Origin of the sequence: Ferrimonas balearica (assembly GCF_019802055.1) — a bacterium.
Taxonomy (GTDB): Bacteria; Pseudomonadota; Gammaproteobacteria; order Enterobacterales; family Shewanellaceae; genus Ferrimonas; species Ferrimonas balearica_A.
In genome coordinates this window covers 1,686,119-1,709,470 of record NZ_JAHVHW010000007.1, presented here as the reverse complement: position 1 = coordinate 1,709,470, position 23,352 = coordinate 1,686,119, and the positions used below count along the sequence as shown (strand labels likewise).

The window sequence follows — 23,352 nt, the reverse complement described above, 5'->3', positions numbered from 1 at the left end:
TTTGCCTGGTGGCAATAGCGTTGTGGTCCCACCTGATCCCATGCCGAACTCAGAAGTGAAACGCAACCGCGCCGATGGTAGTGTGGGAGTTCCCATGCGAGAGTAGGTCACCGCCAGGCACCCATTAAAATCTGCGGTAAACGCAGTGCTTTTTGCCAAGATTGAGGCGAACAAGCGACGACTTCAGGAGCATAGTGAGCTATGTGACTGAACGAGGATGCGAAGTTCAACGATAATATTGGCGAAAAGAACCAGTTTGGTGCGGAGTGGTAGTTCAGTTGGTTAGAATACCGGCCTGTCACGCCGGGGGTCGCGGGTTCGAGTCCCGTCCACTCCGCCATCTATAAAGAGAAAGCCTGATTCGAAAGAGTCAGGCTTTTTTCTTATCCGCTCCCCGGTGCTGCGCACGGGTCGCGTCCGAAGCTCGGCGCGTTGAGTCCGTCCACTCCGCCATTTATAACGAAGAACCCAGCCTAACGGCTGGGTTTTTTCGTTTCTGGCGGATAGACGGTTCCGAGGGTCTGCTTGTTCTGGTGTAACAACACATCCCTGTGAGATCCCTCCTGTCGGCATCCCTGCCTCCACCTCGCCGGACTGCGATGCGTTGCATCGGTTTCGGCTCGCCCCTGTGAGAGCCCCCAGGCCGCCATCCCTGGCAGCCGCTACGGCACTGCGTTGCGGCGCAACGGTCTCCTTCGCCCACTCCGCCATCGATAAAGAGAAAGCCTGAGGCTGGGCGCCCCCTTCGAAAGAGTCAGGCTTTTTTGTTTTGGGAGCGTGGACGGTTGAGTGGGTCTGCTTACTCTGGTGTAACAACACATCCCTGTGAGATCCCTCCTGTCGGCATCCCTGCCGCCACCTCACCGGACTGCGATGCGTTGCATCGGTTTCGGTACGCCCCTGTGAGATCCCCCCTGTCGGCATCCCTGCCTCCACCATCAACAAAAAAGCCCCCAGGGCGGGGGCTTTATATTAGTGAATCGTCAGCCGCTCAGGCGTTCAGGCCAAACGGGTCATCCAGGCTGTGGCTGGGCTCGGTAAACCATACCGGGCCGTTTTTACCCACATAGAAGTGGTCTTCCAGGCGAACGCCGAACTGCCCGGGGATAACCAGCATCGGCTCATTCGAGAACACCATGCCGGTGGCCAGCGGCGTGGCATCGCCACGCACCAGATAGGGCCCTTCATGGATATCCAAACCGCAGCCGTGACCGGTACGGTGGGGCAGACCCGGCAGTTGGTAATCGGGGCCAAAACCAAAGCGTTCAAGCTCTGCGCGGGCGGCATAGTCGGCAGCTTCACAGGGTTCGCCCGGTTGGGCGGCGTTAAATGCGGCCAGCTGAGCGGCCTTCTCCGCTTCCCAGGCGTGACGCTGAGCGTCGCTGGCCTGGCCAAAGCAGTAGCTGCGGGTGATGTCGGAGTTATAGCCCTCAACCAGACAGCCGGTGTCGATCAGTACCCAGTCATTGGCTTTGAGGATCTGAGGCTCTTTAACCCCATGGGGGAAGCTGGTGGCGACACCAAACAGCACGATGCAGAAGCTGGAACCACCGGGGGCGCCGATCGCCTTGTGAGCTTCGTTGATAAAGGCGGTTACTTCGGTGGTGCTGATCCCTGCTTTCAGAATACGGGCAGCGGACTTGTGAACCTCCAGAGTCATCGCTTTGGCGGTCTGCATCAGGGCGATCTCTGCCGGAGATTTGCAACCACGGCATGCGGTCAGCATGGGGTCCGCGTTGATCAGGGTCAGGCCCGGATTCGCCTGGCGCAGGCCATCAGCGAGGAAGAATGCTGCGCTGCCATCCACCGCGAGGGGAGTGTCAGACAGTCCGCGCTTGGCCAGTTCACTGCCCACCAGTGCATAGGGGGATTCGTGTTCGTGCCACAGGGCGATGGGGCCTGGCTCCAGCCAGAAATCCGCGATGGAACCCGCTTCAAAATGGGGTGCAACATAGACCAACTCGCCCTCAACGGTGAGCAGGGCGCCCACCAGACGCTCGCTGGCGTACCACTTTAGTCCGGTGAAGTAATAAAGATTGGTGCCGGCGTTCAGATAGACCGCACCAACCTGGTTGGCCTTCATCTGTGCGACCAGACGTTCGCGACGGGTCTGATACTCCTCGGCAGTAATAGGAGTGAAGGGGAAGGAGAGGGCACGCAGACGAGTCAGCTCGTCCTCGATGGTAGCGCCACCGACGCCGATTGGCAGAGTCATAAGGGTCCTTGCTGTTCGGTTTTTGAAGATTGTATACAAAAAATCCCCAATGAACAGCCCGTAAGAGGAGGGAAAAAAATGGCGGCCTGAAGGCCGCCAAATTGCAGGGGAGAGTTAACCCAGAGTGGCGCCGATGGCCAGCTCGCGGTCCTCCGGCATCTCGTTGTAGGAGAGCACGTTGAGGCCCCGGGCAAAGGCACGGGCGTAGCGCGCCAGAACCGGTCTAAGTTGCGGCGGCACCAGCAGAATCGCGGGATTGCCCTGTTCCTGCATCATTCCGGTCAGGGAGGGCATCTTGCTTTGCAACTGAGCCAGCAGCGCGGGTTCGATGGCAAAGCTGTCCAGGGGGACCTGGCCGTTTTTCTGTGCCTGCGCCAGCGCGTTCATCAGGGTTTGCTCCAGTTCCGGCGCGAGGGTGGCGACCTCCAGCTTGGGTCGGCTGCCAGCGATCTGATGGAGGATGGTCTCCTTAAGGGCACAACGAACGTCTGCGGCCAGCAGGATCGGATCCTTGGTGTTTTCAGAACACTCCAGCAGGGTGGTGGCGATGGTGCGGATGTCCTTGAGCGAGACCTGCTCGCGCAGCAGCGAACGGTAAACCTTCAACTGCTGGATCGGCGTCAGCGCACTATTCAGCGACTCCGCCAGACGGGGTGCCTGGGCGGTCAGACGGTCGTTCAGTGCAGTGATGTCGTCGTGTTGGATCAGATCCGCCAGTCGCTCCCGCATCAGCTTACTGATGTGGGTGGCGATGATGGTGGCGCTGTCCACCACCGAGTAGGCCAGGTTCAACGCCTTGGCTTTATTGTCCGGGTCGATCCAGACCGCATCCATCTGATAGGCGGGGTCTTTGGTCAGGGTCCCGTCGATGCTGCCGTACACCTGGCCGGACTGAATCGCCAGCAGGCGGTCCGGCTCCAGATCACCGGAAGCCACCGGGATCCCCATAAAGGCGATCTGATAGCTGGTGGGCGCCAGGGAGAGGTTGTCACGGACGCGCACCTCTGGCAGCAGGAAGCCCGCCTGTTCGGACAGGGTACGGCGGATCCCGGTCAGACGGGTCAGCAGCTCCGCGCCCTTGTTTTTGTCCACCAGATGCACAAGCCGGTAACCCAGGCTGACCTCAAAGGTGTCGGTGTAGGGCAGCGCCTCCCAGGTAGGGGCTTTGCTCTCTGCACGGGCCGCTTCCACTTTCTCTTCAACCACATCCAGGGGCGCCGGAGGGGCAAACTGATGCTGTTTCCAGGCGACAAACAGGAGCACCAGCGCAAAGGTGCCAAACGCCAGGGTTGGCATGCCGGGGACCAAAGCGATGATCGCCATCACCAGAGCGGTGGTGCCCAGCACGGCCGGGTTGGCCAGCAACTGCCGGGACACCTGCTCCGGCATCTCTTCAGCGTCGGATACCCGGGTGACGATGATGGCGGCGGCTACCGCCAGCAGCAGCGACGGGATCTGCGCCACCAGGCCGTCACCGATGGTAAGCAGAGCGAAGGTTCGGAAGGCGTCACCGGCACTCATGTCGTGCTGGAACACGCCGATGGCCACACCGCCGATGATGTTGATAAAGAGGATCAGGATACCGGCGATGGCGTCCCCACGGACAAACTTGGACGCACCGTCCATACTGCCGTAGAAATCCGCTTCCCGCGCCACTTCGGCACGACGGGCCTTGGCCTGGTCCTGAGAAAGGGCACCGGCGTTCAGGTCGGCGTCGATTGCCATCTGCTTACCGGGCAGGGAGTCCAGAGTAAAGCGGGCACTCACCTCTGAGATACGCTCGCCCCCTTTGGTGATCACCACAAAGTTGATGATCATCAGAATCAGGAACACCACCATACCGACGACATAGTTGCCGCCGATCACCACTTCACCAAAGGCCTGGATCACCTTACCGGCGGAATCCCCCCCCTGGTGACCTTCAATCAGCACCACCCGGGTGGAGGCCACGTTGAGGGTGAGGCGCATCAGGGTGGCCAGCAGCAACACGGTAGGGAATACCGAGAAGTCCAGCGGCCGGGTAGCTGCAACAGCCACCAGCAGCACCAGGATGGCGAGCACGATGTTAAAGGTAAACAGCATGTCGAGCAGCCAGGGCGGCAGCGGCAGGATTACCATGGCCAGCACGGCCAGCAGCATTATCGGAATGCCGATAAAGCTCTGTTTGATGCCGAGCGAGTTGGGCAGGGCAAACTTCATCATCGAGTCCTCGATTTAGTGACGCAAATGCTTGGGAATATGGAAACTGGGCAGCGGATCGGGCCGCTGCTGCTGGCCTCTGCGGTACGCCTTGAGTTGCAGTACGTAGGAGAGCACCTGGGCAATCGCCACGTACAGGGCCTGAGGCACCATCTGGTCCACCTGGGTGGAGTGGTACACCGCCCGGGCCAGCGGCGGTGCTTCCACAATCTCAACCCCGTGACGGCGGGCCAACTGACGCATATGCAGAGCCAGTTCGTCGGTGCCTTTGGCCAACACAAAGGGCGCATCGGCCCGGTCCGGTTCGTATTTGAGTGCGATGGCATAGTGGCTGGGGTTGGTCAGCAGCACATCGGCTTTGGGTACGGCAGTATCCGCCCGCGACCGAGCCATCTTCTGCTGGATCTGCCGGATGCGGGCCTTCACCTCCGGCTTACCCTCCATCTGTTTGTGCTCGTCCTTGACCTGCTGACGAGTCATCTTCAGCTGCTTCTTGTGGTCGAAGATCTGCCAGGGCACATCGATCAGGGCGATAAAGAGCAGGACGATACCCAGTACCAATATGCCGGATGCCAGAAAGCTGACGCCCTCGCTGACCGCCTGGTCCAGTGGCAGCCGGTAAAGGGATAGCAGCCCTTCCAGACGACCCCGCAGCAGGAAGTAGAGGGTGGTCAGGATCAGGGAAACCTTGAGAATCGACTTCAGCAGCTCCACCACGGATTTCATCGAGAACATCCGCTTGATGCCACTGATGGGGTCGATGCGACTGCCTTTGAACTCAGCATTCTTCAGGCTGAGCAGGGGGCCACCGGGCATGGCGCCTGCCACCATTGCCAGCACGGCAATCAGCAGAAACAGGGGGGCCAGAAGGTTGATCATCGCCACCAGCGACGCGCCAACGTGACGCACCATGATGTCGGGCTGCATCAGGTCTTCACGGGTCAGCGCCATATTGAAGCGCAACAGTTCGGCGGTGCCGCTGGCAAACCAATCCGCACTGGCCAGCAGCATCAGGGCGCAGCCGATAAAGAGCGCGGCGGTGGCCAGATCTTTGGAGCGGGGAACTTGGCCCTTCTCGCGGGCCTTTTTTATCTGTTGGGGTGTGGCCTTTTCTGTTTTGTCGGCGGCTGACTGGCTCATGGCGTCCCCCCGACAAACTGGTGCATGGCGGTAAGCGCATCAAGGCAGAGATCCGCATAGCGTTCAGGAAGGCCGCTGAAGGAGATCAGGATGCTCACCAGGCCCAGCATCATCGCCAGGGGAAAACCCAGTGAGTAGACGTTGAGGCTGGGGGCGGATTTATTCAGCACCCCAAAGGTGATGTTGACCATCAACATCGCCATCACCGCGGGAAACGCCAGCATCAGGGCCATGGCGAAGGTCCACCCAAACTTCATGATCAGGGTCATCAGCGGCAGGTCCAGCACGCCGCTGCCGATGGGCCAGAGGGTGAAGCTCTCCACCAGCACACCCAGAGCCACCAGGTGACCGTCCAGAGCAAGAAAGAGCAGGGTGCCGTACATCACCATCCATTGACCGAGCAGAGCGTGGTTTACGCCGTTGGCGGGGTCGTTCATCACCGACATCGCCAGGCCCATCTGCATCGACAGCATCTGCCCGAGCATCGATAGAATGTGCAGCAGCATCGACAGCATCAGCCCCATCATGGCGCCAACCGCCAACTGTTCGAACGCGATCAGCAGGGCACGGGGAGAGAGGGGATCCACCGGCGGTGGGGTGGGCAGCATCGGGCCAACCAATGCCGCCAGGAAAAAGGCGAACAGCACCTTCACCCGAACCGGAATGTGGCCGTTGGAGAAGAACGGCAGCAGCGTGAAGGCACCGGCAATTCGGAAGAATGGCCACCAGACGCGGCCAATCATCAACAGGATCTCTTCGGTGGTGAAGGCAAACATGCTCAACCAATCAACATGGGGATGTCGTGGAACAGGCGATTGAACAGGTCGCCAAGCTGCTGAAGCAGCCAGTTGCCGGCAAAGAGCACCATCAACAGGGTGATCAGCAGTCGGGGCAGAAAGGAGAGGGTCTGTTCGTTAACCTGAGTGGCAGCCTGAAGCACGGCGATGACAAGGCCAACCACCATGCCGGGCATGATCAGTACGCCCACCATCGCCACCACCATGTAAATCCCGTCGGCGAAAATGGCCGTCAATTGTTGCGCGTCCATGGCCTCTCCTAACCCATACCAAAACTGGCTGCGAGGGTGCCGACGGTCATGGACCAACCATCCACCAAAACGAACACCATCAACTTGAACGGCAGCGAGATGATCAGGGGTGAGAGCATCATCATACCCATCGACATCAACACCGACGCCACCACCAGATCGATTACCAGGAAGGGGATAAAGAGCAGAAAGCCGATCTGGAAGGCGGTTTTGAGCTCACTGAGCACAAAGGCGGGCATCAGCACGGAAAACGGCACCTCATCGGCGGCAAGCTGAGTTGGCTCACCGGCGATTTTCAGCATCTGCTCCAGGTCCGTTTCCCGGGTCTGGCCCAACATAAAGGCGCGCAGCGGCACTTCGGCCCGGGCAACCGCTTCCTTCAACCCTATCTCACCGCCATCGTAGGGCAGAAACGCCTGCTCGTGGATCTCGGTCCAGACCGGTCTCATGATGAACAGCGTCAGCACCAGCGCGATGCCGACAAGCAGCTTGTTGGGTGGGCTCTGCTGTAACCCCAGGGCCTGACGCAACACCGCCAGAACCACGATGATCCGGGTAAAACTGGTCATCATCAGCAGCATGGCGGGCAGGAAACTCAGCGCTGTCATCAACGCCAGAATCTCCATCTTTACGCCAAACTCCTGACTGCTGGCCCCGTCGGACAGGGTGAAGAGCGTCAGTCCCCCCTCAGCGAATGCCGAGGGGCTCAACAGCATCAGTAGCAGAAGCCATACCCGCATGGTGTCAGTTGCCCTGGCCGGAAAGCTTGCTTGCTTCCACTTCCAACAGGCGCACGCCGTAGCGGCCGTTCACTTCCACCACTTCACCGCGACCTAGCAGGGTGCCGTTTACCCGCAGGTCCAGCGGCTCGCCGACCATGCGGTCCAGTGCAACGATGTCGCCCTGGCCCAGCCCCATCAGCTCGCCCAGGCTCAGCTCGGCGCTGGCCAGTTCCAGGGACACCTGAACCGGCAGGTGGCTGAAGAAGTTCATATCCCGCGGGGCTCGCGGCGCCGCTTCGGCCGCCTTGGGAGCAGGCTCATCGGCAAAGAGGTCGTCGTCCAGAAGCAGGTCGTCGTCCAGCAGCAAAGTATCTTCGGACATCGATCATTCCTCGTGTTGATGTAGTTCGTGAGTGAGCTTGGCCACCAGCTGCCCCTCATGGGCATGGACAGTGGCGTGGAAAATCGGGCGGCCGCCGATGGCAACGGGGCTGCGTCGGATAAGGGTCAGCGGCAGAACCTCGCCGGGTTGGAGGTTTGCCAGGGCCTGGGTCGGCATGGATTGATGCGCCAACTGACAGGAGAGTCGGATAGGGAGCTGGTGCAGACGGCGTTTCAGTTTCACCGCCAGATCGGGTGCCACGGGCGTTTCCGTCGGGGTGCGGGTCAAACGGGCCAGAGCGTAATCGCTCAGCATCCACTGCATCTTGGGCAGGGAGGTTTCGCGGCTCCAGTCAAACTGCCAGCGCAGCGGAGCCATCAGATCCTGGTCGGATTCAATCTGCTCCAGTTCCAGCAACTCCATCTCCCACTCCTCCTGAGCGAGCGTAGAGAGGGCGGTGACCATCAGGCGTTTTACCAGGCGTAGCTCGGATTGACTGGGCGGAGTCAGCGGCGAGAACAGTGGACGCTGACCACCCCCGTAATAACTGCTGGCCAGTTGATCCAGGCTGCAACGGTCGATGCCCCACCAGATCAGTGGCTGTCGCTCACGGCTTAACTGAAACCAGGTGAGCTCACGCCCCAGCGGTGCACTGTCCATAACCGTCGAGATGGCAGCCAGTGGGCTCTGCCCGCGGCCCGTGCCGGGAGTCAGTGCCTGACCAACGGCGTCCAGTACCAGTCTCTGACGCTTTTCGAGCTCGAACAGCAGGCGACTGCGGGCCAGTCGCTCCTGCACCAGTGCCACCGGGCGATAGGTGTGCTGTTCCGAGGCGCGAAGCACAGTGGCTTTGGCTGTGGTTTTCATTCACTCGGTTCCCTAAATGTTGTGACGAACTTAGTAAAAAACAAAAAACTCGGAATATGTATCACTGAGTTGATTATTTGACAGCGCGACAAAAAACTGACTTTGTAATAATTTTTGACGCCGACAAATCTTCGTCAATTATTTTTCTCAAAATTATGAGATCCCTATTACTCATTTTTGGCCACTGTCAAAATTCCGTTTTGCCTGCCATTAAATTGACGTCTGGTTTGCCGCAATTGCCTGATATGACTGGCTTTGGTGCGATACGATAACAGTAAAAAAATCTGAATATCAATATTGCATTTCACCCTTGTTTGAATTTAAGTTTGTGCCCTGAAAATTAAACGGCAATGCAGATTTTGTCGCCACACTAAAAAGACCGTGACCGGATAGCGAGTGCCATGATTAAAAAAGCAGCAGGGACATCACTTCTATTTCTCTTTGGCCTCTCCTGCCATGCAGCTCCCCAGTTCAGTGAGTTTAAAACTCCAATGGATGGGGCAGAGTGGCGCTATCAGGGAGACCGGTTTCACTGCGAACTGCGACAGGACGTTGCGGGCTTTGGCACCTTGGTGCTGGCGGATCGGCCGGGGAGGTCATTGGGACTGTCTCTGCGTGCCGACTGGCTGGTAAACGTGCCGGTTCACAGCGAAAGTCGCCTGGTTGCTCCCCAATGGCAGCATCAGGCTCCGGCACACACTGCATTGCGTCTGTGGCAATGGAATGGTCGTCAGGCCTCGATGGAGGGGGATGCGACCCCCTATCTGGAGGCCCTCGAGCGCGGCCTGGGCTGGCAACTGGATGTCCAGATCAGCCAGGAATCCGGCTATCGGCTCAGTGCCGATCCCATCGCGGTTCGCGGTGCGCTGGAACAGTTCCGCGAGTGTCGAACCTCGCTGGTGCCCAAACCCTTCTCTGAAGTGCGCCACGTCACACTGAACTACCGCAGTGGGCAGCTGCTGCCCAGTAAGGCACAGCTGAATGAGCTGGATAACATTGCCGCCTACGTGGCCGCCGATCACCGCATCACCGAGGTGCTGGTGGATGGCCATACCGACAACGTGGGTGACCACCTGGCCAATCTGGCACTCTCCCGTGACCGGGCGGATGAAGTGGGCGCATTGCTGCATGAGCGCGGCGTCGACCGCAGCCGCATCCAGGTACGTGGACACGGCGAGCGTTACCCGCTGGTCAGCAATGCTGGCAGCAAAGGACGTGATCAAAATCGCCGTGTGACGATTCGTCTGGTGCGGGATGGACAGGTACAGGAGGTGGCCGGTGGTGCACGTTGAAGCTCCCCGCCTTGGCCTGGGCTCACTGACGGTTCCCGGTATCGTTCAGACCCAACTTGAGTTGCAGGGCTACCAGGTTGTTCGGGATATGGAGCCTGTCTGGGTTGGACTGGTTGATCTCAGCGAATGCGGCACCGATCAGGTGGCCGACCAACTGGCCAGCAGCAACAGCAAGTACCAGATCGCCCTGGTCGCCCCGGAGCAGACGGAGCTGGCCAGCGAGGCGATGCGTCACGGTGCCCAGGACTACCTGCTGCTGCCGCTGGACGCGGATCAACTGGTCAGTCAGCTGACCCGTTTGATGCAACTGGAGCAGGCCCCCTCCGATGTGGTGGCGGTCTCGCCTCGCTCGCGCCAACTTCTGATGCTGGCTCACCGGGCCGCGCAAACCGACGCCAGTGTTCTGCTGACCGGCGAAAGCGGCACCGGCAAGGAGCAACTGGCCCGCTTTATCCACCGTCACTCACCCCGTGCGGATGGGCCTTTCCTGGCGGTGAACTGCGCCGCCATTCCCGAATCGATGCTCGAATCCTTACTGTTTGGTCACGTCAAAGGGGCCTTTACCGGCGCTTATGCCGACAAGCCCGGCAAATTTGAAGCCGCCAACGGCGGCACGCTGCTGCTGGATGAAATTGGCGAGATGCCGCTGCTGCTGCAGGCCAAGCTGTTGCGGGTGCTGCAGGAGCGTGAAGTGGAGCGACTGGGCGCCCATGGGGGGACCGCGCTGGACATCCGCATCATCGCAGCCACCAACCAGGATCTGCGCCAGGCCGTGGCCGAAGGCCGTTTCCGTGAAGACCTGTTCTACCGTCTTGATGTGCTGCCGCTCAAAACCGTGCCGCTGCGCGAACGTCGGGAGGACATCCTGCCGCTGGCGGAGCACTTCCTGAACCAATACGGCGACGGCAGCCGTTGCCATTTCAGTGATCCTGCCCGCCAGGTCCTGCTCGGCCACGACTGGCCCGGCAACGTCCGAGAACTGGAGAACACCGTCCAGCGCGCCCTGGTGATGCGTCGCGGTACCGCCCTGCAGGTTGCCGAGCTGGGCTTGCCCGCCTCCGTGCAACCGGCCCAGATGCCCGTTGAGGCTGAAACCGGTCTGAAAGCGTCCAAGCGACAGGCTGAATTCCAATACATCGTGGATGTGCTGCGCCGTTTTGATGGCCATCGCAGCCGAAGCGCCGAAGCACTGGGAATGACCACCCGGGCCCTGCGCTACAAACTGGCCCAGATGCGGGAGCAGGGGTGGGATATCGACCGCTTGCTGCGCCCCTCTGATGCCGCCTGATTTTCAAGTTGGAGTCTGACATGCCCCAATCCATCGCCCTGACCCAGGCCCGTATGCAGGAGACCCTGCAGCTGCACCGGGAACGTGCCGCTGGCGAAATTGCCATCGGCCCCAACCCGATGGACCGCCAGCTGGGCGCTACCGGCGCGGTTCCCTCATTTACCGAGCTGATGAACCACAAAGTGAACGCCATCAGCGGCGATCAGAACCGAGCCGATGCCATGCGCACTGCGGTTGACCTCGGTCGCAGTGATGATCTGGTGGGCGCCATGGTGGCCTCGCAGAAGGCCAGCCTGACCTTCAGTGCTCTGGTTCAGGTGAGAAACAAACTGGTGACGGCATTTGATGACGTCATGAAGATGCCGCTGTAAGGAACGCAAAGGATGACGACAGCAACCGCTGATACTCTGACGCCGCCGAATGAAGGCGGCTTGATGAATCGAGTCAAGGGCTTATGGACCCGCTGGCAGGGCGCCAGCCGCAGTGACCGCCAGGTGCTGGTGATCGCTGTGATGGCCACGGTGGTGGCCACGGTGATCGTACTGGTGCTCTGGACCGCCAGTCAGGGTTACCGCCCGCTGTATGGCAGTCAGGAAGGGTTTGACAGCGCCGAGATCATTGAGGTGCTGGAAGCGGAGAAGATCCCCTACCGCATGCAGGCCGATACCGGCCAGATCCTGGTGCTCGAAGACCAGTTGGGCCGTGCCCGTATGACCCTGGCTGCCCGGGGTATCCGCGCCAAAATGCCCGCCGGTATGGAGCTGCTGGATAAAGCCGGCGCGCTCGGCAGCAGCCAGTTTCTGGAAGAGGCTCGCTACCGTCTGGGCCTTGAGGGGGAGCTGTCTCGCACCATCATGGCGATGAAAGCCGTGCGCAGCGCCCGGGTTCACCTGGCGATCCCCAAGCGCACCCTGTTTATTCGTCAACAACCTGAGAAGCCCTCCGCGGCAGTGATGCTGGAGCTGTACTCCGGTGCCACTCTGGGCCGGGACCAGGTCGAAGCTATCGTGAACCTGGTGGTGGGTGCGGTCACCGCCATGCCGGTGGACGCGGTGTCCGTTGTGGACCAGAACGGCCGCCTGCTCAGTGCGGACCTGGAGCTCGCTCAGGAGCTGGCCCGCTCCGGTGAGCGCCAGCTGACCTACAGCCAGCAGATGGAGCAGGCCCTGAGTCAGCGTGCCAGCGACATGCTGCTGCCGGTGCTGGGTTACGGCAACTACCGGGTTCAGGTGGCGGCACGGGTGAACTTCGATCAGATCGAGGAGACCCGCGAGCAGGTTGACCCGGAGAACACCGTGGTGACCCGTGAGGCGAGCCGTTCCGACAGCCGCGTTGGCGATCTGGCCTTTGGCATTCCTGGCGCCCTGTCCAACCAGCCGCCCGCGACCGAAGGCGAACCGGGCGACGCCGCACCGGCCCAGAACCTCTCCAACGAGAGCGAGCGCCACTTTGAAACCAGCCGCGCCGTGCGCCACACCAAGTTCCAGCAGGCGCAGCTTGAGCGCCTATCGGTTTCCGTGCTGCTGAACAGCGAAGCGGCTCAGTGGAGCCAGGCCCAGTTGGACCAATTGGGTCAACTGGTGCAGGACGCCATCGGCTTTGAAGCCAACCGTGGCGACACCCTCTCTCTGCACGCCTTCCCGTTCGCGGCCCAGCCGATGCCGGAAGTGGAGCCGCTGCCCTGGTGGCAGACTCAGGAGTACCAGATCTATGTTCGTTACCTGATCGGCGCCTTCCTCGGTCTTGGCCTGATCCTGTTCGTACTGCGGCCGCTGGTGAAGCACCTGACCCGTACCGTGGAGCAGGAGAAAGCACAGGCGGAAGCGGCCCAGGCTGCGCTGTTGCCGGTGCATGAGCCGGTCAGCGAGCCGGTGGTACCGGAACTGCCGCCGCCGGGCTCCGCCCTGTCGATCCAGCTGGAGCACCTGAGCTTGCTGGCAAATGAAGAACCGGCCCGTGTGGCGGAAGTGATCACGCAATGGATGGGCAACAATGAGCGCGACTAATCAAGAAGTGGCCACCCAGCTGGGGGGCGTTGAGCAGGCAGCGATGCTGCTGGTGAGCATGGGTGAACAGGGGGCAGCCCGGGTGCTGTCCCACCTTTCCAGCCATCAGGTTCAGCAGCTGAGCCAGATGATGGCCCGGCTTTCCAATGTTCGTCAGGACGATGCGGAGAGTGTGCTGCAGCGGTTCTTCAACGACTACCGGGCACAGGCGGGCATCGCTCGTGCCAGCCGCGGCTACCTGCAGCGGACTTTGGATCTCGCCCTCGGGGACAAGCTGGCCAAGGGCCTGCTCGATTCCATCTATGGCGACGAAGTGAAAACCCTGGTACAGCGTCTTGAGTGGGTGGAACCTGCGCTGCTGGCCCGCCAGATCGCACCGGAACACCCGCAGCTGCAAGCAGTACTGCTCGGCCTGCTGCCGCCAGATGCCGCTTCCCAGGTGCTGCAACGTCTGCCGGAGTCCAGCCATGACGAACTGCTGGTGCGGATCGCCCAACTGGGTGAGCTGGACCGTGAGGTGATCGAGGAGCTTAAGGAGCTGGTGGATCGCTGTCTGGTGGTGGCCAATGAGCGCAGCCATACCCGTGTTACCGGCGTTCGCCAGGTGGCCGGCATTCTTAACCGCTTCAGCGGTGATCGCAGCCAGTTGATGGAGATGATCAAACTCCACGATCAGGGGCTGGCGGTCGAGGTGGAGTCCAACATGTTCGACTTCATCATCCTGGCCCGCCAGAGCGACGAAACCCTTCAATACCTGCTGCAGGAGGTGCCTCAGGAGGTGCTGGCGCTGGCGATGAAGGGGCTGGATTCCGAGTTCAAACGTCGCCTGTTCGGTTCGCTGCCTAAGCGGATGTCCCAGGCGCTGGAGCTTCAGGTCGAGTCCCTTGGACCGGTGGCGCTGTCCCGTGCGGACGCCGCCCGTGCCGAGGTAATGGCGATCGCCCGCCGCCTGATGAGCGAAGGTGAGATTGAGCTGCAACTGTACGAAGAGCGAGTGGTGGAGTGATGGCGATGCAAAATCGATGGCGCCTGGACGGGGCCCGAGCCCGACTGTACCGTTTCACCCCTCTGCCGGTGGAAGGCGCTCAGGGTCAGAGTGAGGGCGATAACTGGCAAGGCTACCAAGAGGGCTTCGACCGCGGCTTTAAAGAGGGTCAGCAGCAGGGGCATCAGGCCGGTTACGAAGAAGGATTGGCTCAGGGCCAGGAAGCCGGACGTCAGCAGGGCTTTGCCAGTGGCCGTCAGGAGGGGTTAACCCACGCCACTGAACAGAGCCGTGTTGAACTGGATCAGGTTCTGGTGCCGGTTAAGGCCCTGAAAGCGGTGCTGGAGGAGGGCTACCAGTCCCAGGTTCGCCAGCAGCGAGATTTGATTCTGGAGTTGGTGCAGCGTGTGGCTCAGCAGGTGATCCGCTGCGAGTTGACCCTGCAGCCTCAGCAGGTGCTTGCGCTGGTTGAAGAGACACTGCGTGCGCTGCCGGATGGCCAGGAAGGGGTGAAGATCCACCTCGAACCTGCCGCCTGTGAGCGCCTTAAAGAGCTGGCGCCGGAGCGGATCCAGGACTGGACTCTGGTGCCGGACCCCAGCATCAGCCCCGGCGGGTGCCGGGTGGTGTCGGACAACCTGGATGCGGACGCGTCTGCCGAGGCGCGACTGGACGCCTGCATGACTCAGGTGCAGGCCCGCCTGGAAGCGATGGACCTGGCGGAACAGGCGGAGGCGGTGAGTGCCCCATAACGCGGCAATCATTGACTGGCCTGCGGTACCGGTTGCCCGCATCTACGGGCGGCTGGTACGGGTCACCGGCCTGCTGCTTGAAGCGGTCGGCTGCGATCTGGGCACCGGTGAACGCTGCCTCGTTGAGCGCCGCGACGGTTCCATGGTAGAGGCGGAAGTGGTGGGCTTTCACCGCGATACCCTCTGCCTGATGCCGGTAACTCCCACCGATGGCTTGGTGCCCGGTGCGCGGGTTCAACCCCTGCCCGGCACGGCGCCAGCAGTGGTAGGGAAGGGACTGCTTGGTCGCGTGCTGGATGGTTGCGGCGAACCCATTGACGGCCTGGGGCCGCTTCAGGGCGTTCGCTCCCTCTCCGGCCGAATTCATACCCCCAACCCCCTTCTTCGTCGTCCCATCGATGCTCCCCTCGACGTTGGCGTCCGGGCAATCAACAGCTTGCTGACCGTTGGCAAAGGTCAACGACTTGGTCTGTTCGCAGGCTCCGGTGTGGGGAAATCAGTATTGCTGGGCATGATGACCCGCTTTACTCAGGCCGACATCGTGGTCGTGGGTCTGGTCGGAGAGCGGGGCAGGGAAGTGCGCGAATTTATCGAGCACGCACTGGGCCCAGAGGGGCGCCAACGCGCCGTTGTGGTGGTGGCGCCTGCCGATGCCACGGCGCTGATGCGGTTGCGGGCCATGCGCCTGTGCCACCGTATCGCTGCGGGCTTCCGCGACGAGGGGCGCGATGTGCTGCTTCTGGTGGATTCTCTGACCCGATACGCCCAGGCTCAGCGCGAAGTCGCCCTCAGCCTCGGTGAGCCGCCCGCCACCCGGGGCTACCCGCCCTCCGCCTTTACTCAGCTGCCCTCCCTGGTGGAGCAGGCGGGTAATGGCGAGACCGGGCAGGGCAGTCTGACGGCGCTCTACACCGTTCTGGTGGAGGGCGACGACCACAATGACCCAGTAGCCGATGCCGCCCGGGCGATTCTTGATGGCCACATCGTGCTTTCCCGCGCGCTGGCGGAGCAGGGGCATTTTCCCGCCATTGACGTGAACGCCTCCGCTTCCCGCCTTGCGGCTCAACTGGTGGATGAGGCCGACCAGGCCGCGATGCAGCGGCTGCGCCATCTCAACGCGCGTTTCCAGGAGGTGCGGGAGCTGTTGCCTTTGGGCGGCTACCAACCGGGCCAGGATGCGGAGCTGGATCTGGCGGTGCGGGTGCAGCCGATGATCACCCAGTTTTTGCGCCAGAGCATGCATGAATCCGAAGGGTATGAAGCCAGTCGGGAAGGATTACGTCAGTTGATGGAGCAGATTGAGCATGGCTGATCCTATCGCCCTGCTGCGGGAGCAACAGGAGAAGCGTCTGGTGGCTCTGGGCCACCAGCGTACCGAGCGTCAGCAACGACTGGTTAAGTTGCGCCAGCATGAAACGCAGCTTAACACGCTGATCCAGGACTACAGCGGCGCGGGCGAAGGCCATATCCTGCTGATGGCCAATCGCAGCCAGATGGTGACCCAGTTGCAGCCTCTGGTGGAGCAGTGCCAGCGTCAGCAGGCGGTGGCGGAGGCCGATCTGGCCAGTCTGGATGGGCAATGGCGACGCCAACTTGGCCGTCGTCAGGGGCTGGTCTGGCTGGAAGGGGAGAAGCAGCGGCGTCTGCAGAACCACGCCCGCCGCCTGGAGCAGAAACAGATGGACGAACTGGCTGGCCGTAAACGGCCAGGTTAGCGCGTCATCCTGAATGAACCGGCCTGTTGGCCGGTTTTTTTGTGCCCGACCCGGAGAGGCTTAGAGGCCCCAAAAAGAAAGGCCCCCAAAGTAGGGGGCCAGTCTGTTGGCACAGGGAGGTGTGTCGGGGCTAAGGCGCTGATCAGGTCGGACTCAGCGCCCCATAGTCCGAGGTTTGCGCTTCACCCTGCCCGGCGTTCAGAACCCGATCCAGCAGGGCCTTCTGGCCAGCCAGCAGTTTGCCGTTCACTTCATTTTCCACCTGACAATCCTTGACCAGTTGCTGCAGATGGTTCCACAGGCTGGTCATGGTGTGACGGCTTTGCGGGCCCAGGGCCTGAAACAGTCGCTGCATGCCCGCAGCGTCTGCGGACACCCCGAGCAACTCCAGGGTCTCGGTACGGCGATCCGCACGAACCTGAAGCTTACTGCAGAGGGCTTCGACCCGCTCGTTGTGCTGGGTTAACGCTTGTTGATCCCGACGCTCAAGCAGGCTGCGCTGATGGCGCAGCAGTGCCCGCAACTGCTGGTAATCCTCGATATCAAGGCGGATCTCCCGAACCAACTGCTGCAGGCGTTCCCGTTTACTGGTCATTTAACCGTGTTGCTCCAACATGGATTGGGCCAGGTCATTCAGATCCAGCTCAAAACGGCCTTCGCTCAGGGCAGAACGCAGTGCATTTACCTTGTCCATGTCCACATCGTTGAGCGTGGCCAGCTCCTGCTCGGCCTGCTCAAGCAGTTGCCAGTCTTCACTGATCGCGTCTTTCTGCTTCGGCAGAGGCGCGGCGCTGGTTTCCGGTGAACTGATCGGCGATTTCTGTGCCGCCAGGCTGGCGGGGAAGTTCGAGGATAATTTGTTGATTTCCATGATCTTGACTCGCTGCTCAGGGGAAAATTATTTGTCACTGTCAAAAAAGCGACCCCTGGACGTCAAAACTTAAAACCGGGTTTGCACTTTTCCCGGAGCGATCGGATAGGCGGTGATGATGGTACCCGAACTGAGGTTACGCACGCGCACCGGCTCTCCCTCGGAGCCTGAGTCTAAGGCGACCCCTTTCATCACTGCACTGAAGCCGCCGCTGGCTGCTTCGATGATCACCTCGTCACCCATGTTCACCCAGTTTGGTGCGGTGATCTGGCTGTGCCGTATCGGCTGGTCTGGTCGAATGGACCGACGCACGCTCTGTCCTACCAACGTCCCGTTATCAAACACCCAGTCCTGACTGCTGACCCCCAACTCCCTTTTCGCCAGAGTCAGGTCCGAAGCGGTGATGGTGTGTCCCCGTCCGAGTCGCTGCTTTGCGACCGGAATGTCGGCGAGGGCGCTGACCCGGGCCCGCACGAAGTAGCGCCAGCCCAGAGAGGGGCAACGAACCTGGCGCTGAATGCGCCCCAGGGGCAGGGCCTGATCCGCCGGGGGGTCGATCACCAGTGGAACGGTGCAGGCCTGTTGGCTGTTGAGCCCGGAGGTGGGCTCCACCCGGATCTGGCGCTGACGCAGTGTCAGCCCCCGGCGCTGGCTCCATTGGGTCAGTTCACGGTCCAGCGTGGTATGGAGGCCGACCTTTACCTGCTTGGCGGCGGAAACCGTAGCGTCTTCCGCACTTCCCAGGGGGGGAAACAGCAGACAGAGCAGGGGAAGCCAGGCGGAAAAGTGGATTCCCATTTTTGCCGGGGATGTTTTATAAGTCATTGATAATTAAATAAAAGAAACCTTGGCACGGTTTTTGTTTTGTCATTGTCGCCGACCACTATGGTCGCACTGCCATTTAGCCGAGACAAGCAGATAAGGAGTCGTCATGGCAATCAATCTTGATGCCGCCCTGGGTGTCCATGGACACACCCTGGATTTTCGGGTGGAGCGGGCCAAGGTGCTCTCAGGCAACCTGGCCAACGCCGAAACCCCCGGATACCTGGCACGGGACCTGGACTTTTCCAAGCTGATGACTCAGCTGGAGGGCGGTCAGTCAGTCACCCGTGACTATCAGCACGCTTACCGTGTGCCCTATCAGACCTCGGCGGATGGCAACACCGTTGAACTGGGACAGGAGCAGGCCCGATTCGCGCAGAATTCGATGGATTTCCAGACCAGCCTGACCTTCCTGAACATGAAAATCCAGGGCCTGCAAAAGGCCATTGAGGGTCGCTAATCATGTCCTTTGTCGACATCTACCAGATCGCCGGTTCGGCGATGAACGCGCAAAGCATCCGCCTCAACACGGTGGCCAGTAACCTGGCGAACGCCGAAGCGGCAGCGCCGGACGAGGCCAGTGCCTACCGGGCCCTGAAGCCGGTGTTCCAAACCCTGTATGAACAGAACCAGGAAGGCGGCATGAGCGCCAACGTCAAGATTGCCGGTGTCGTGCAATCGGACGCGCCGCTGGAGAGCCGCTACGAGCCAGACCATCCGATGGCGAACGAGCAGGGCTACGTTACCTATTCCAACGTCAACACCGTCCAGGAGATGGCCGACATGATGGCCGCTACCCGGGCGTTCGAAACCAGCGTCGACATCATGTCCCGCGCCCGCTCCATGCAGCAAAGCCTGCTCAAACTTGGAGGCATGTAACCGGTGAACAGCATCGCCATTGATGGTGCCCAGAGCACCCAGACCAGCGCCGACCCGCAGGTCACCAATAACCCCAACAGCTCTACCTCACTGAAGAACGAGTTTCTGACCCTGATGGTGGCCCAGATCCAGAACCAGGATCCGCTCAACCCGCTGGACGGTACCGAGTACGTGACTCAGCTGGCCCAGTTCTCTCAGGTAGAGAGTCTGGAGCACCTGCGTATGGGTCAGCAGAACCAGGCGATCCTGATGGAAAACCTGCAGGTACTGGGCACCACCAACCTGATCGGTCGTGAGGTGCTGGTGGACGCCGACACCGTCGAGCTGGGCACCGATGTGGTGGACGGCAAGATCTTCCTGGAGAACGGCGTTGAGTCCCTGACCCTGGAGATCACCGATGAGAATGGTGACGTGGTCGCCACCATCGAGAAGGGCAGCCAGGCCAAGGGCGAAGTGGCCTTTGAGCTGGATCCGGAAGCCCTGGGACTGCCGCCGGGTGAGTACAACCTGAAAGCCAAGACGACCGCCGGTGGCGAAAGCGGTGAGGCGCTGACCATGGTCGCGGCCACCGTCAACAAGGTGCACATCAACTCCGCCACTGGCTACATGATGCTGGAGCTGGGCCACGGCCTGGGTGCGGTTTCCATTTTCGACATTCGTGAAATGGCCTGACGGCCAATAAGAGGATACTTCCATGTCTTTCAACATTGCCCTGTCCGGCCTGCGCAGCACCAGCCAGGAACTGAACACCATCTCCAACAACATCGCTAACGTGTCCACCCCGGGTTTCCGTGGTGCCCGTACCGAGTTTGCCTCCGTCTACGCGGGTGGCCAGGGCGGCGGTGTGACCGTGTCCAACGTCTCCCAAAACTTCAACACCGGCGGTGACGTGCTCTACACCGGTCGCGAGCTGGATATGGCGATCTCCGGATCCGGCTTCTTTATGACCAACAACCAGGGCAGCATGACCTACACCCGCTCCGGCATGTTCGCCCAGGATAAGGACGGCTACGTCGTGGACGCCCACGGCGGCAAACTGCAGGGCTACCAGGTGGGCCCCAATGGTCAACTGCTGACCGGTGCCGTGACTGACCTGCAGGTGCAGACCGGCTCTCTGCCTGCCAGCGCCACCGGCAGCATGGGCCTGGTGTTGAACCTGGACTCCCGCAACGAGGCGGTGGATCCGGCCAACTTCGATCCGGCAGACGCGTCCACCTACCACGCGCTCAACTCCACCAAGATCTACGACTCTCTGGGCAACGAGCACAACCTGACCCAGTACTACATGAAGACCGGCCCGAACCAGTGGGAAGTGCGCTATGAACTGGACGGTACCGACATTACCGCTTACGCCTCTGACACCTCCGTTACCTTTGATTCCAACGGTGCGCTGGTGAGCGGCCAGGATCTGACCCTCAACATCCCGGCGAACCTGGTGGATGCAGACGGCAAACCGGTTCTGGATGGCGCTTCCGCTCTGGACATCTCCCTCTCCTTCAATGGCGCGACCCAGTTCGGCTCCGATTTCGCGGTGGCCAGCATGCGTCAGGATGGTTACAGCTCCGGTGAACTCAGCGGCATCCGTATCGACGATAACGGCATGCTCTATGGCGTTTACACCAACGGTCAGGACCAGCTTCAGGGCCAGGTGATCCTCGCCAACTTCCCCAACCCGAATGGTCTGCAGCAGGTGGGCAATACCGCCTGGACCGCCACCTTTGCCTCCGGCCAGCCGATTACCGGTGCGGCGGGCACCGGTACCCTGGGCAGCCTGACTGCGGGCGCGATTGAGGGATCCAACGTGGATCTGACCGGTGAGCTGGTCAACCTGATGACCGCTCAGCGCAACTATCAGTCCAACGCCAAGGTGATCAGCACTCAGGACAAGCTGACCCAGTCGCTGTTCGCGGCAATCTAAGGCTGACCCATGGATAAGCTGCTTTATACCGCGGCCAGTGGGGCCAACCGGGTGATGGAGGCGCAGACCATTCGCGCCAACAACCTGGCCAACGTCAACACCAACGGCTTCCGCGCCGACCTGGAGCGGGTTCAGGCCCATGCTCTGGGCGGCAGCGGCCTGCAGACCCGAGTTCTGGCGCAAACCCAGCAATCCGGCGCCAACCTGCGAGCCGGTGAACTGAACGCCACTGGTCGAACCCTGGATGTGGCCATCCAGGGTGACGGCTGGCTGACGGTTCAGACTCCGGAGGGCGAGGCCTACACCCGTGCCGGTGGCATGGTGCTGGACGCCGATGGTTTCGTCACCATCGACGGCCGCGCCGTGCTGGGACTGGACGGCCCCATCCAACTGCCGGAGTACCGCGAGTTGAACATCGGCGAGGACGGCACCATCAGCCTGCTTCCTGCCGAAGGTGGGCTGATTGAAGAGGTGGGCCAGCTTAAGCTGGTCAACCCCGAAGCCAACCAGTTGGTGAAAGGTTCTGACGGCCTGATGCGGCAGGAGAATGGCGAGCTGGCGGCCCAGGATGAGGGCGTCAAGCTGGCCAGTGGCTTTCTGGAGGGCAGCAACGTGACTGCCGTCGAGGAGCTGCTGGCCTCCATGTCCCTGTCCCGGCAGTTCGAGCTGCAGGTGAAATTGATGAAGAGCGCCGAGAACCTGGCCCAAGCGGGCAACCGGCTGCTCCGTGATGGATAACAGAGAGAAACAACGATGCAATCTGCACTGTGGGTCAGCAAAACCGGCCTGACCGCCCAAGACACTAAGATGACCACCATCGCCAACAACCTGGCGAACGTGAACACCACCGGTTTCAAACGGGACCGGGTCTCCTTTAACGACCTGTTCTACCAGACGCAGCGTCAGCCTGGCGCCATGGCGGATCAGCAGAACGAACTGCCCTCCGGCCTGCAGTTGGGTACCGGCGTACGCATTACCGGCACTCAGAAGGTGTTCACCACCGGCGACATCATTACCACCAATCAGCCGCTGGACATGGCGATCATGGGCCAGGGCTTCTTCCAGGTGGAGCAACCCAACGGCGATTTCGCCTATACCCGTGACGGCCAGTTCTACCGCAATGCCGATGGCCTGGTGGTGACCTCCGAAGGGATGCCCATGGTTCCGGCGGTGGAGATCCCAGAGGACGCGCTGACCGTCACCATCGGCACCGATGGTATCGTGACCGCTCAGATCGCTGGCGATGCCGAGCCGCAGGAGCTGGGTCAGATCACCCTGGTGAACTTCACCAACCCGGCCGGTCTGGAAGCCTTTGGCAACAACCTCTACCGCGAAACTGCCGCCTCTGGCGCCGCGATTGAAGGGATCCCGGGCGATGCCGCTCTGGGCCAGCTGAAGCAGGGCACCCTGGAGGGCGCCAACGTCAACGTGGTGGAGGAGATGGTGGAGATGATCTCCACTCAGCGCGCCTACGAGATGAACGCCAAGGTGGTTTCCTCCACCGACGACATGCTCAAGTACCTGAACCAGGTGCTCTAAGGAGGACGCCATGACACCCTGGAGCCGAATCCGTCCTGAAGCTTTCAGCTGGGTCCTGGTACTGATGTGCCTGGTGATTGTGACCGGTTGCAGCAGCCGCTACCTGCCGGAAAAGACCGAGCCCAACGCCCCGGAGTATGCGCCGCCAGCGATGGAGTTCTCTTTGCCCACTCCGGCCCACGGCAGCCTTTACCGCAAGGGCTACAACCTGGCCTTGTATCAGGACCGCCGTGCCTACCGCATCGGTGACATCCTGACGGTGGATCTGGAGGAGAAAACCCAGGCCAGCAAGAAAGCGGGCACCAGCACCTCCAAGGACTCCAGTCTGCAGGGTTCCGGCTCCTATGGGTTCGGCGGCAGCACCGGCTCAGGTCAGGCTCAGTTGGGGGGCGGAAGAGATTTTTCCGGTAACGGATCCTCCTCCCAGCAGAACCAGCTGACCGGTGCCATCACCGTCACCGTTTCCGGCGTGCTGCCCAACGGTGTTTTGGTGATCCGTGGTGAGAAGTGGCTGCGTCTGAACCAGGGGGATGAGTACATCCGTCTGGTTGGCCTGGTGCGTCCCGAGGATGTGGATCAGGCCAACCGCATCTCCTCCCAGCGCATCGCCGATGCCCGCATCAGCTACGGGGGCCGTGGCACCCTGGCGGAGGTCAATGCGCCCGGTTGGGGCATGCGCTTCTTCAACGACCCCATCTTCCCCTTCTAAGGC

The 23,352-nt window shown here is 61.1% G+C and carries 26 protein-coding genes, 1 tRNA gene and 1 rRNA gene; 17 read left to right on the top strand and 11 right to left on the bottom strand.

Translation table 11 applies throughout. The annotated features are described in order from the left end of the window. The first annotated feature begins 4 nt into the window (after positions 1-4). Both rrf and KUV52_RS15505 read left to right on the top strand, forming a co-directional pair. A 5S ribosomal RNA gene (gene rrf, locus KUV52_RS15510) occupies positions 5-119 on the top strand. 144 nt (positions 120-263) lie between these two features. Beyond that, positions 264-340: transfer RNA gene (locus KUV52_RS15505), tRNA-Asp, on the top strand. A gap of 651 nt (positions 341-991) precedes the next feature. Here the strand turns inward: KUV52_RS15505 and KUV52_RS15500 are convergent. The 8 genes from KUV52_RS15500 to KUV52_RS15465 all read right to left on the bottom strand — a co-directional run bounded on the left by KUV52_RS15500 (position 992) and on the right by KUV52_RS15465 (position 8,573). Next, positions 992-2,215 carry a M24 family metallopeptidase gene (locus KUV52_RS15500; protein ID WP_222526805.1) on the bottom strand — a complete coding sequence of 408 codons (1,224 nt, stop codon included), beginning with the start codon at positions 2,213-2,215 and terminating at the stop codon, positions 992-994. Positions 2,216-2,329: 114 nt separating this feature from the next. Further along, entirely contained in the window at positions 2,330-4,417 is a 2,088-nt protein-coding gene (gene flhA, locus KUV52_RS15495; RefSeq protein ID WP_222526804.1) for a flagellar biosynthesis protein FlhA, read from the bottom strand. A gap of 12 nt (positions 4,418-4,429) precedes the next feature. After that, positions 4,430-5,554 carry a flagellar biosynthesis protein FlhB gene (flhB, locus tag KUV52_RS15490; RefSeq protein WP_222526803.1) on the bottom strand — a complete coding sequence of 375 codons (1,125 nt, stop codon included), beginning with the start codon at positions 5,552-5,554 and terminating at the stop codon, positions 4,430-4,432. Beyond that, positions 5,551-6,330 (bottom strand): flagellar biosynthetic protein FliR, encoded by a 780-nt coding sequence (fliR, locus tag KUV52_RS15485; protein ID WP_222526802.1) that lies wholly within the window; start codon positions 6,328-6,330, stop codon positions 5,551-5,553. The genes flhB and fliR overlap by 4 nt, the downstream gene beginning before the upstream one ends. 2 nt (positions 6,331-6,332) lie before the next feature. After that, on the bottom strand, positions 6,333-6,602 hold the full coding sequence (locus KUV52_RS15480; RefSeq protein WP_222526801.1) for a flagellar biosynthetic protein FliQ: 270 nt from the start codon (positions 6,600-6,602) through the stop codon (positions 6,333-6,335). An 8-nt stretch (positions 6,603-6,610) separates the two neighbouring features. Further along, positions 6,611-7,342, bottom strand: coding sequence for a flagellar type III secretion system pore protein FliP (gene fliP / locus KUV52_RS15475; RefSeq protein ID WP_222526800.1), 732 nt, complete (start codon positions 7,340-7,342; stop codon positions 6,611-6,613). Positions 7,343-7,346: 4 nt separating this feature from the next. Next, positions 7,347-7,706: a FliM/FliN family flagellar motor switch protein gene (locus tag KUV52_RS15470; RefSeq protein ID WP_222526799.1), complete on the bottom strand. Its 360-nt coding sequence runs from the start codon at positions 7,704-7,706 to the stop codon at positions 7,347-7,349. Positions 7,707-7,709: 3 nt separating this feature from the next. Next, the gene (locus tag KUV52_RS15465; protein ID WP_222526798.1) at positions 7,710-8,573 is read right to left on the bottom strand and encodes a FliM/FliN family flagellar motor switch protein; all 864 of its coding nucleotides are present in this window, start codon (positions 8,571-8,573) and stop codon (positions 7,710-7,712) included. A gap of 401 nt (positions 8,574-8,974) precedes the next feature. Here KUV52_RS15465 and KUV52_RS15460 point away from each other — a divergent pair, with 401 nt between their 5' ends. Genes KUV52_RS15460 through KUV52_RS15425 form a run of 8 tightly spaced genes read left to right on the top strand, consistent with a single transcriptional unit; the run spans position 8,975 to position 16,611 of the window. Continuing rightward, on the top strand, positions 8,975-9,865 hold the full coding sequence (locus KUV52_RS15460; RefSeq protein WP_222526797.1) for an OmpA family protein: 891 nt from the start codon (positions 8,975-8,977) through the stop codon (positions 9,863-9,865). A 40-nt stretch (positions 9,866-9,905) separates the two neighbouring features. Next, positions 9,906-11,153, top strand: coding sequence for a sigma-54 dependent transcriptional regulator (locus KUV52_RS15455; protein ID WP_315901010.1), 1,248 nt, complete (start codon positions 9,906-9,908; stop codon positions 11,151-11,153). Positions 11,154-11,173: 20 nt separating this feature from the next. After that, on the top strand, positions 11,174-11,524 hold the full coding sequence (fliE, locus tag KUV52_RS15450; protein WP_222526795.1) for a flagellar hook-basal body complex protein FliE: 351 nt from the start codon (positions 11,174-11,176) through the stop codon (positions 11,522-11,524). A 12-nt stretch (positions 11,525-11,536) separates the two neighbouring features. Next, the gene (fliF, locus tag KUV52_RS15445) at positions 11,537-13,159 is read left to right on the top strand and encodes a flagellar basal-body MS-ring/collar protein FliF (RefSeq protein ID WP_222526794.1); all 1,623 of its coding nucleotides are present in this window, start codon (positions 11,537-11,539) and stop codon (positions 13,157-13,159) included. Further along, positions 13,146-14,165: a FliG C-terminal domain-containing protein gene (locus KUV52_RS15440; RefSeq protein WP_222526793.1), complete on the top strand. Its 1,020-nt coding sequence runs from the start codon at positions 13,146-13,148 to the stop codon at positions 14,163-14,165. Before fliF ends, KUV52_RS15440 begins: the two co-directional genes overlap by 14 nt. 5 nt (positions 14,166-14,170) lie before the next feature. Further along, positions 14,171-14,896: a flagellar assembly protein FliH gene (gene fliH, locus KUV52_RS15435; RefSeq protein WP_222526792.1), complete on the top strand. Its 726-nt coding sequence runs from the start codon at positions 14,171-14,173 to the stop codon at positions 14,894-14,896. Further along, complete coding sequence (locus KUV52_RS15430; protein ID WP_222526791.1) at positions 14,886-16,208, top strand: FliI/YscN family ATPase; 1,323 nt, start codon at positions 14,886-14,888, stop codon at positions 16,206-16,208. Before fliH ends, KUV52_RS15430 begins: the two co-directional genes overlap by 11 nt. Further along, the gene (locus KUV52_RS15425; protein ID WP_222526790.1) at positions 16,201-16,611 is read left to right on the top strand and encodes a flagellar FliJ family protein; all 411 of its coding nucleotides are present in this window, start codon (positions 16,201-16,203) and stop codon (positions 16,609-16,611) included. Before KUV52_RS15430 ends, KUV52_RS15425 begins: the two co-directional genes overlap by 8 nt. Before the next feature lie 142 nt (positions 16,612-16,753). Here KUV52_RS15425 and flgN read toward each other — a convergent pair whose 3' ends face one another. The 3 genes from flgN to flgA all read right to left on the bottom strand — a co-directional run bounded on the left by flgN (position 16,754) and on the right by flgA (position 18,280). Continuing rightward, the gene (gene flgN / locus KUV52_RS15420; RefSeq protein WP_222526789.1) at positions 16,754-17,206 is read right to left on the bottom strand and encodes a flagellar protein FlgN; all 453 of its coding nucleotides are present in this window, start codon (positions 17,204-17,206) and stop codon (positions 16,754-16,756) included. After that, complete coding sequence (flgM, locus tag KUV52_RS15415) at positions 17,207-17,482, bottom strand: flagellar biosynthesis anti-sigma factor FlgM (RefSeq protein WP_222526788.1); 276 nt, start codon at positions 17,480-17,482, stop codon at positions 17,207-17,209. 69 nt (positions 17,483-17,551) lie between these two features. Beyond that, positions 17,552-18,280: a flagellar basal body P-ring formation chaperone FlgA gene (flgA, locus tag KUV52_RS15410; RefSeq protein WP_222526787.1), complete on the bottom strand. Its 729-nt coding sequence runs from the start codon at positions 18,278-18,280 to the stop codon at positions 17,552-17,554. A gap of 133 nt (positions 18,281-18,413) precedes the next feature. On the opposite strand from flgA, the gene KUV52_RS15405 reads away from it, so the two are divergent. The 7 genes from KUV52_RS15405 to flgH are packed head-to-tail and all read left to right on the top strand — an operon-like array spanning position 18,414 to position 23,349. Beyond that, positions 18,414-18,764 carry a flagellar basal body rod protein FlgB gene (locus KUV52_RS15405; protein WP_222526786.1) on the top strand — a complete coding sequence of 117 codons (351 nt, stop codon included), beginning with the start codon at positions 18,414-18,416 and terminating at the stop codon, positions 18,762-18,764. Positions 18,765-18,766: 2 nt separating this feature from the next. Continuing rightward, on the top strand, positions 18,767-19,183 hold the full coding sequence (gene flgC, locus KUV52_RS15400; RefSeq protein WP_222526785.1) for a flagellar basal body rod protein FlgC: 417 nt from the start codon (positions 18,767-18,769) through the stop codon (positions 19,181-19,183). 3 nt (positions 19,184-19,186) lie between these two features. Next, a complete protein-coding gene (locus KUV52_RS19045) occupies positions 19,187-19,855 on the top strand; it encodes a flagellar hook capping FlgD N-terminal domain-containing protein (protein WP_222526784.1) in 669 nt (222 codons plus the stop codon). A gap of 22 nt (positions 19,856-19,877) precedes the next feature. Further along, the gene (flgE, locus tag KUV52_RS15390) at positions 19,878-21,101 is read left to right on the top strand and encodes a flagellar hook protein FlgE (RefSeq protein WP_222526783.1); all 1,224 of its coding nucleotides are present in this window, start codon (positions 19,878-19,880) and stop codon (positions 21,099-21,101) included. A gap of 9 nt (positions 21,102-21,110) precedes the next feature. Then, a complete protein-coding gene (flgF, locus tag KUV52_RS15385) occupies positions 21,111-21,839 on the top strand; it encodes a flagellar basal-body rod protein FlgF (RefSeq protein WP_222526782.1) in 729 nt (242 codons plus the stop codon). A 15-nt stretch (positions 21,840-21,854) separates the two neighbouring features. After that, positions 21,855-22,640, top strand: coding sequence for a flagellar basal-body rod protein FlgG (gene flgG / locus KUV52_RS15380; protein WP_222526781.1), 786 nt, complete (start codon positions 21,855-21,857; stop codon positions 22,638-22,640). 10 nt (positions 22,641-22,650) lie between these two features. After that, positions 22,651-23,349, top strand: coding sequence for a flagellar basal body L-ring protein FlgH (gene flgH, locus KUV52_RS15375; protein WP_222526780.1), 699 nt, complete (start codon positions 22,651-22,653; stop codon positions 23,347-23,349). Positions 23,350-23,352: the final 3 nt, after the last annotated feature.

Bases quoted from the DNA above. Each gene is read 5' to 3' on its own strand.
- KUV52_RS15500 (WP_222526805.1), bottom strand. From the start codon at position 2,215: ATGACTCTGCCAATCGGCGTCGGTGGCGCTACCATCGAGGACGAGCTG.
- flhA (WP_222526804.1), bottom strand. From the start codon at position 4,417: ATGATGAAGTTTGCCCTGCCCAACTCGCTCGGCATCAAACAGAGCTTT.
- flhB (WP_222526803.1), bottom strand. From the start codon at position 5,554: ATGAGCCAGTCAGCCGCCGACAAAACAGAAAAGGCCACACCCCAACAG.
- fliR (WP_222526802.1), bottom strand. From the start codon at position 6,330: ATGTTTGCCTTCACCACCGAAGAGATCCTGTTGATGATTGGCCGCGTC.
- KUV52_RS15480 (WP_222526801.1), bottom strand. From the start codon at position 6,602: ATGGACGCGCAACAATTGACGGCCATTTTCGCCGACGGGATTTACATG.
- fliP (WP_222526800.1), bottom strand. From the start codon at position 7,342: ATGCGGGTATGGCTTCTGCTACTGATGCTGTTGAGCCCCTCGGCATTC.
- KUV52_RS15470 (WP_222526799.1), bottom strand. From the start codon at position 7,706: ATGTCCGAAGATACTTTGCTGCTGGACGACGACCTGCTTCTGGACGAC.
- KUV52_RS15465 (WP_222526798.1), bottom strand. From the start codon at position 8,573: ATGAAAACCACAGCCAAAGCCACTGTGCTTCGCGCCTCGGAACAGCAC.
- KUV52_RS15460 (WP_222526797.1), top strand. From the start codon at position 8,975: ATGATTAAAAAAGCAGCAGGGACATCACTTCTATTTCTCTTTGGCCTC.
- fliE (WP_222526795.1), top strand. From the start codon at position 11,174: ATGCCCCAATCCATCGCCCTGACCCAGGCCCGTATGCAGGAGACCCTG.
- fliF (WP_222526794.1), top strand. From the start codon at position 11,537: ATGACGACAGCAACCGCTGATACTCTGACGCCGCCGAATGAAGGCGGC.
- KUV52_RS15440 (WP_222526793.1), top strand. From the start codon at position 13,146: ATGAGCGCGACTAATCAAGAAGTGGCCACCCAGCTGGGGGGCGTTGAG.
- fliH (WP_222526792.1), top strand. From the start codon at position 14,171: ATGCAAAATCGATGGCGCCTGGACGGGGCCCGAGCCCGACTGTACCGT.
- KUV52_RS15425 (WP_222526790.1), top strand. From the start codon at position 16,201: ATGGCTGATCCTATCGCCCTGCTGCGGGAGCAACAGGAGAAGCGTCTG.
- flgN (WP_222526789.1), bottom strand. From the start codon at position 17,206: ATGACCAGTAAACGGGAACGCCTGCAGCAGTTGGTTCGGGAGATCCGC.
- flgM (WP_222526788.1), bottom strand. From the start codon at position 17,482: ATGGAAATCAACAAATTATCCTCGAACTTCCCCGCCAGCCTGGCGGCA.
- flgA (WP_222526787.1), bottom strand. From the start codon at position 18,280: ATGGGAATCCACTTTTCCGCCTGGCTTCCCCTGCTCTGTCTGCTGTTT.
- KUV52_RS15405 (WP_222526786.1), top strand. From the start codon at position 18,414: ATGGCAATCAATCTTGATGCCGCCCTGGGTGTCCATGGACACACCCTG.
- flgC (WP_222526785.1), top strand. From the start codon at position 18,767: ATGTCCTTTGTCGACATCTACCAGATCGCCGGTTCGGCGATGAACGCG.
- flgE (WP_222526783.1), top strand. From the start codon at position 19,878: ATGTCTTTCAACATTGCCCTGTCCGGCCTGCGCAGCACCAGCCAGGAA.
- flgF (WP_222526782.1), top strand. From the start codon at position 21,111: ATGGATAAGCTGCTTTATACCGCGGCCAGTGGGGCCAACCGGGTGATG.
- flgG (WP_222526781.1), top strand. From the start codon at position 21,855: ATGCAATCTGCACTGTGGGTCAGCAAAACCGGCCTGACCGCCCAAGAC.
- flgH (WP_222526780.1), top strand. From the start codon at position 22,651: ATGACACCCTGGAGCCGAATCCGTCCTGAAGCTTTCAGCTGGGTCCTG.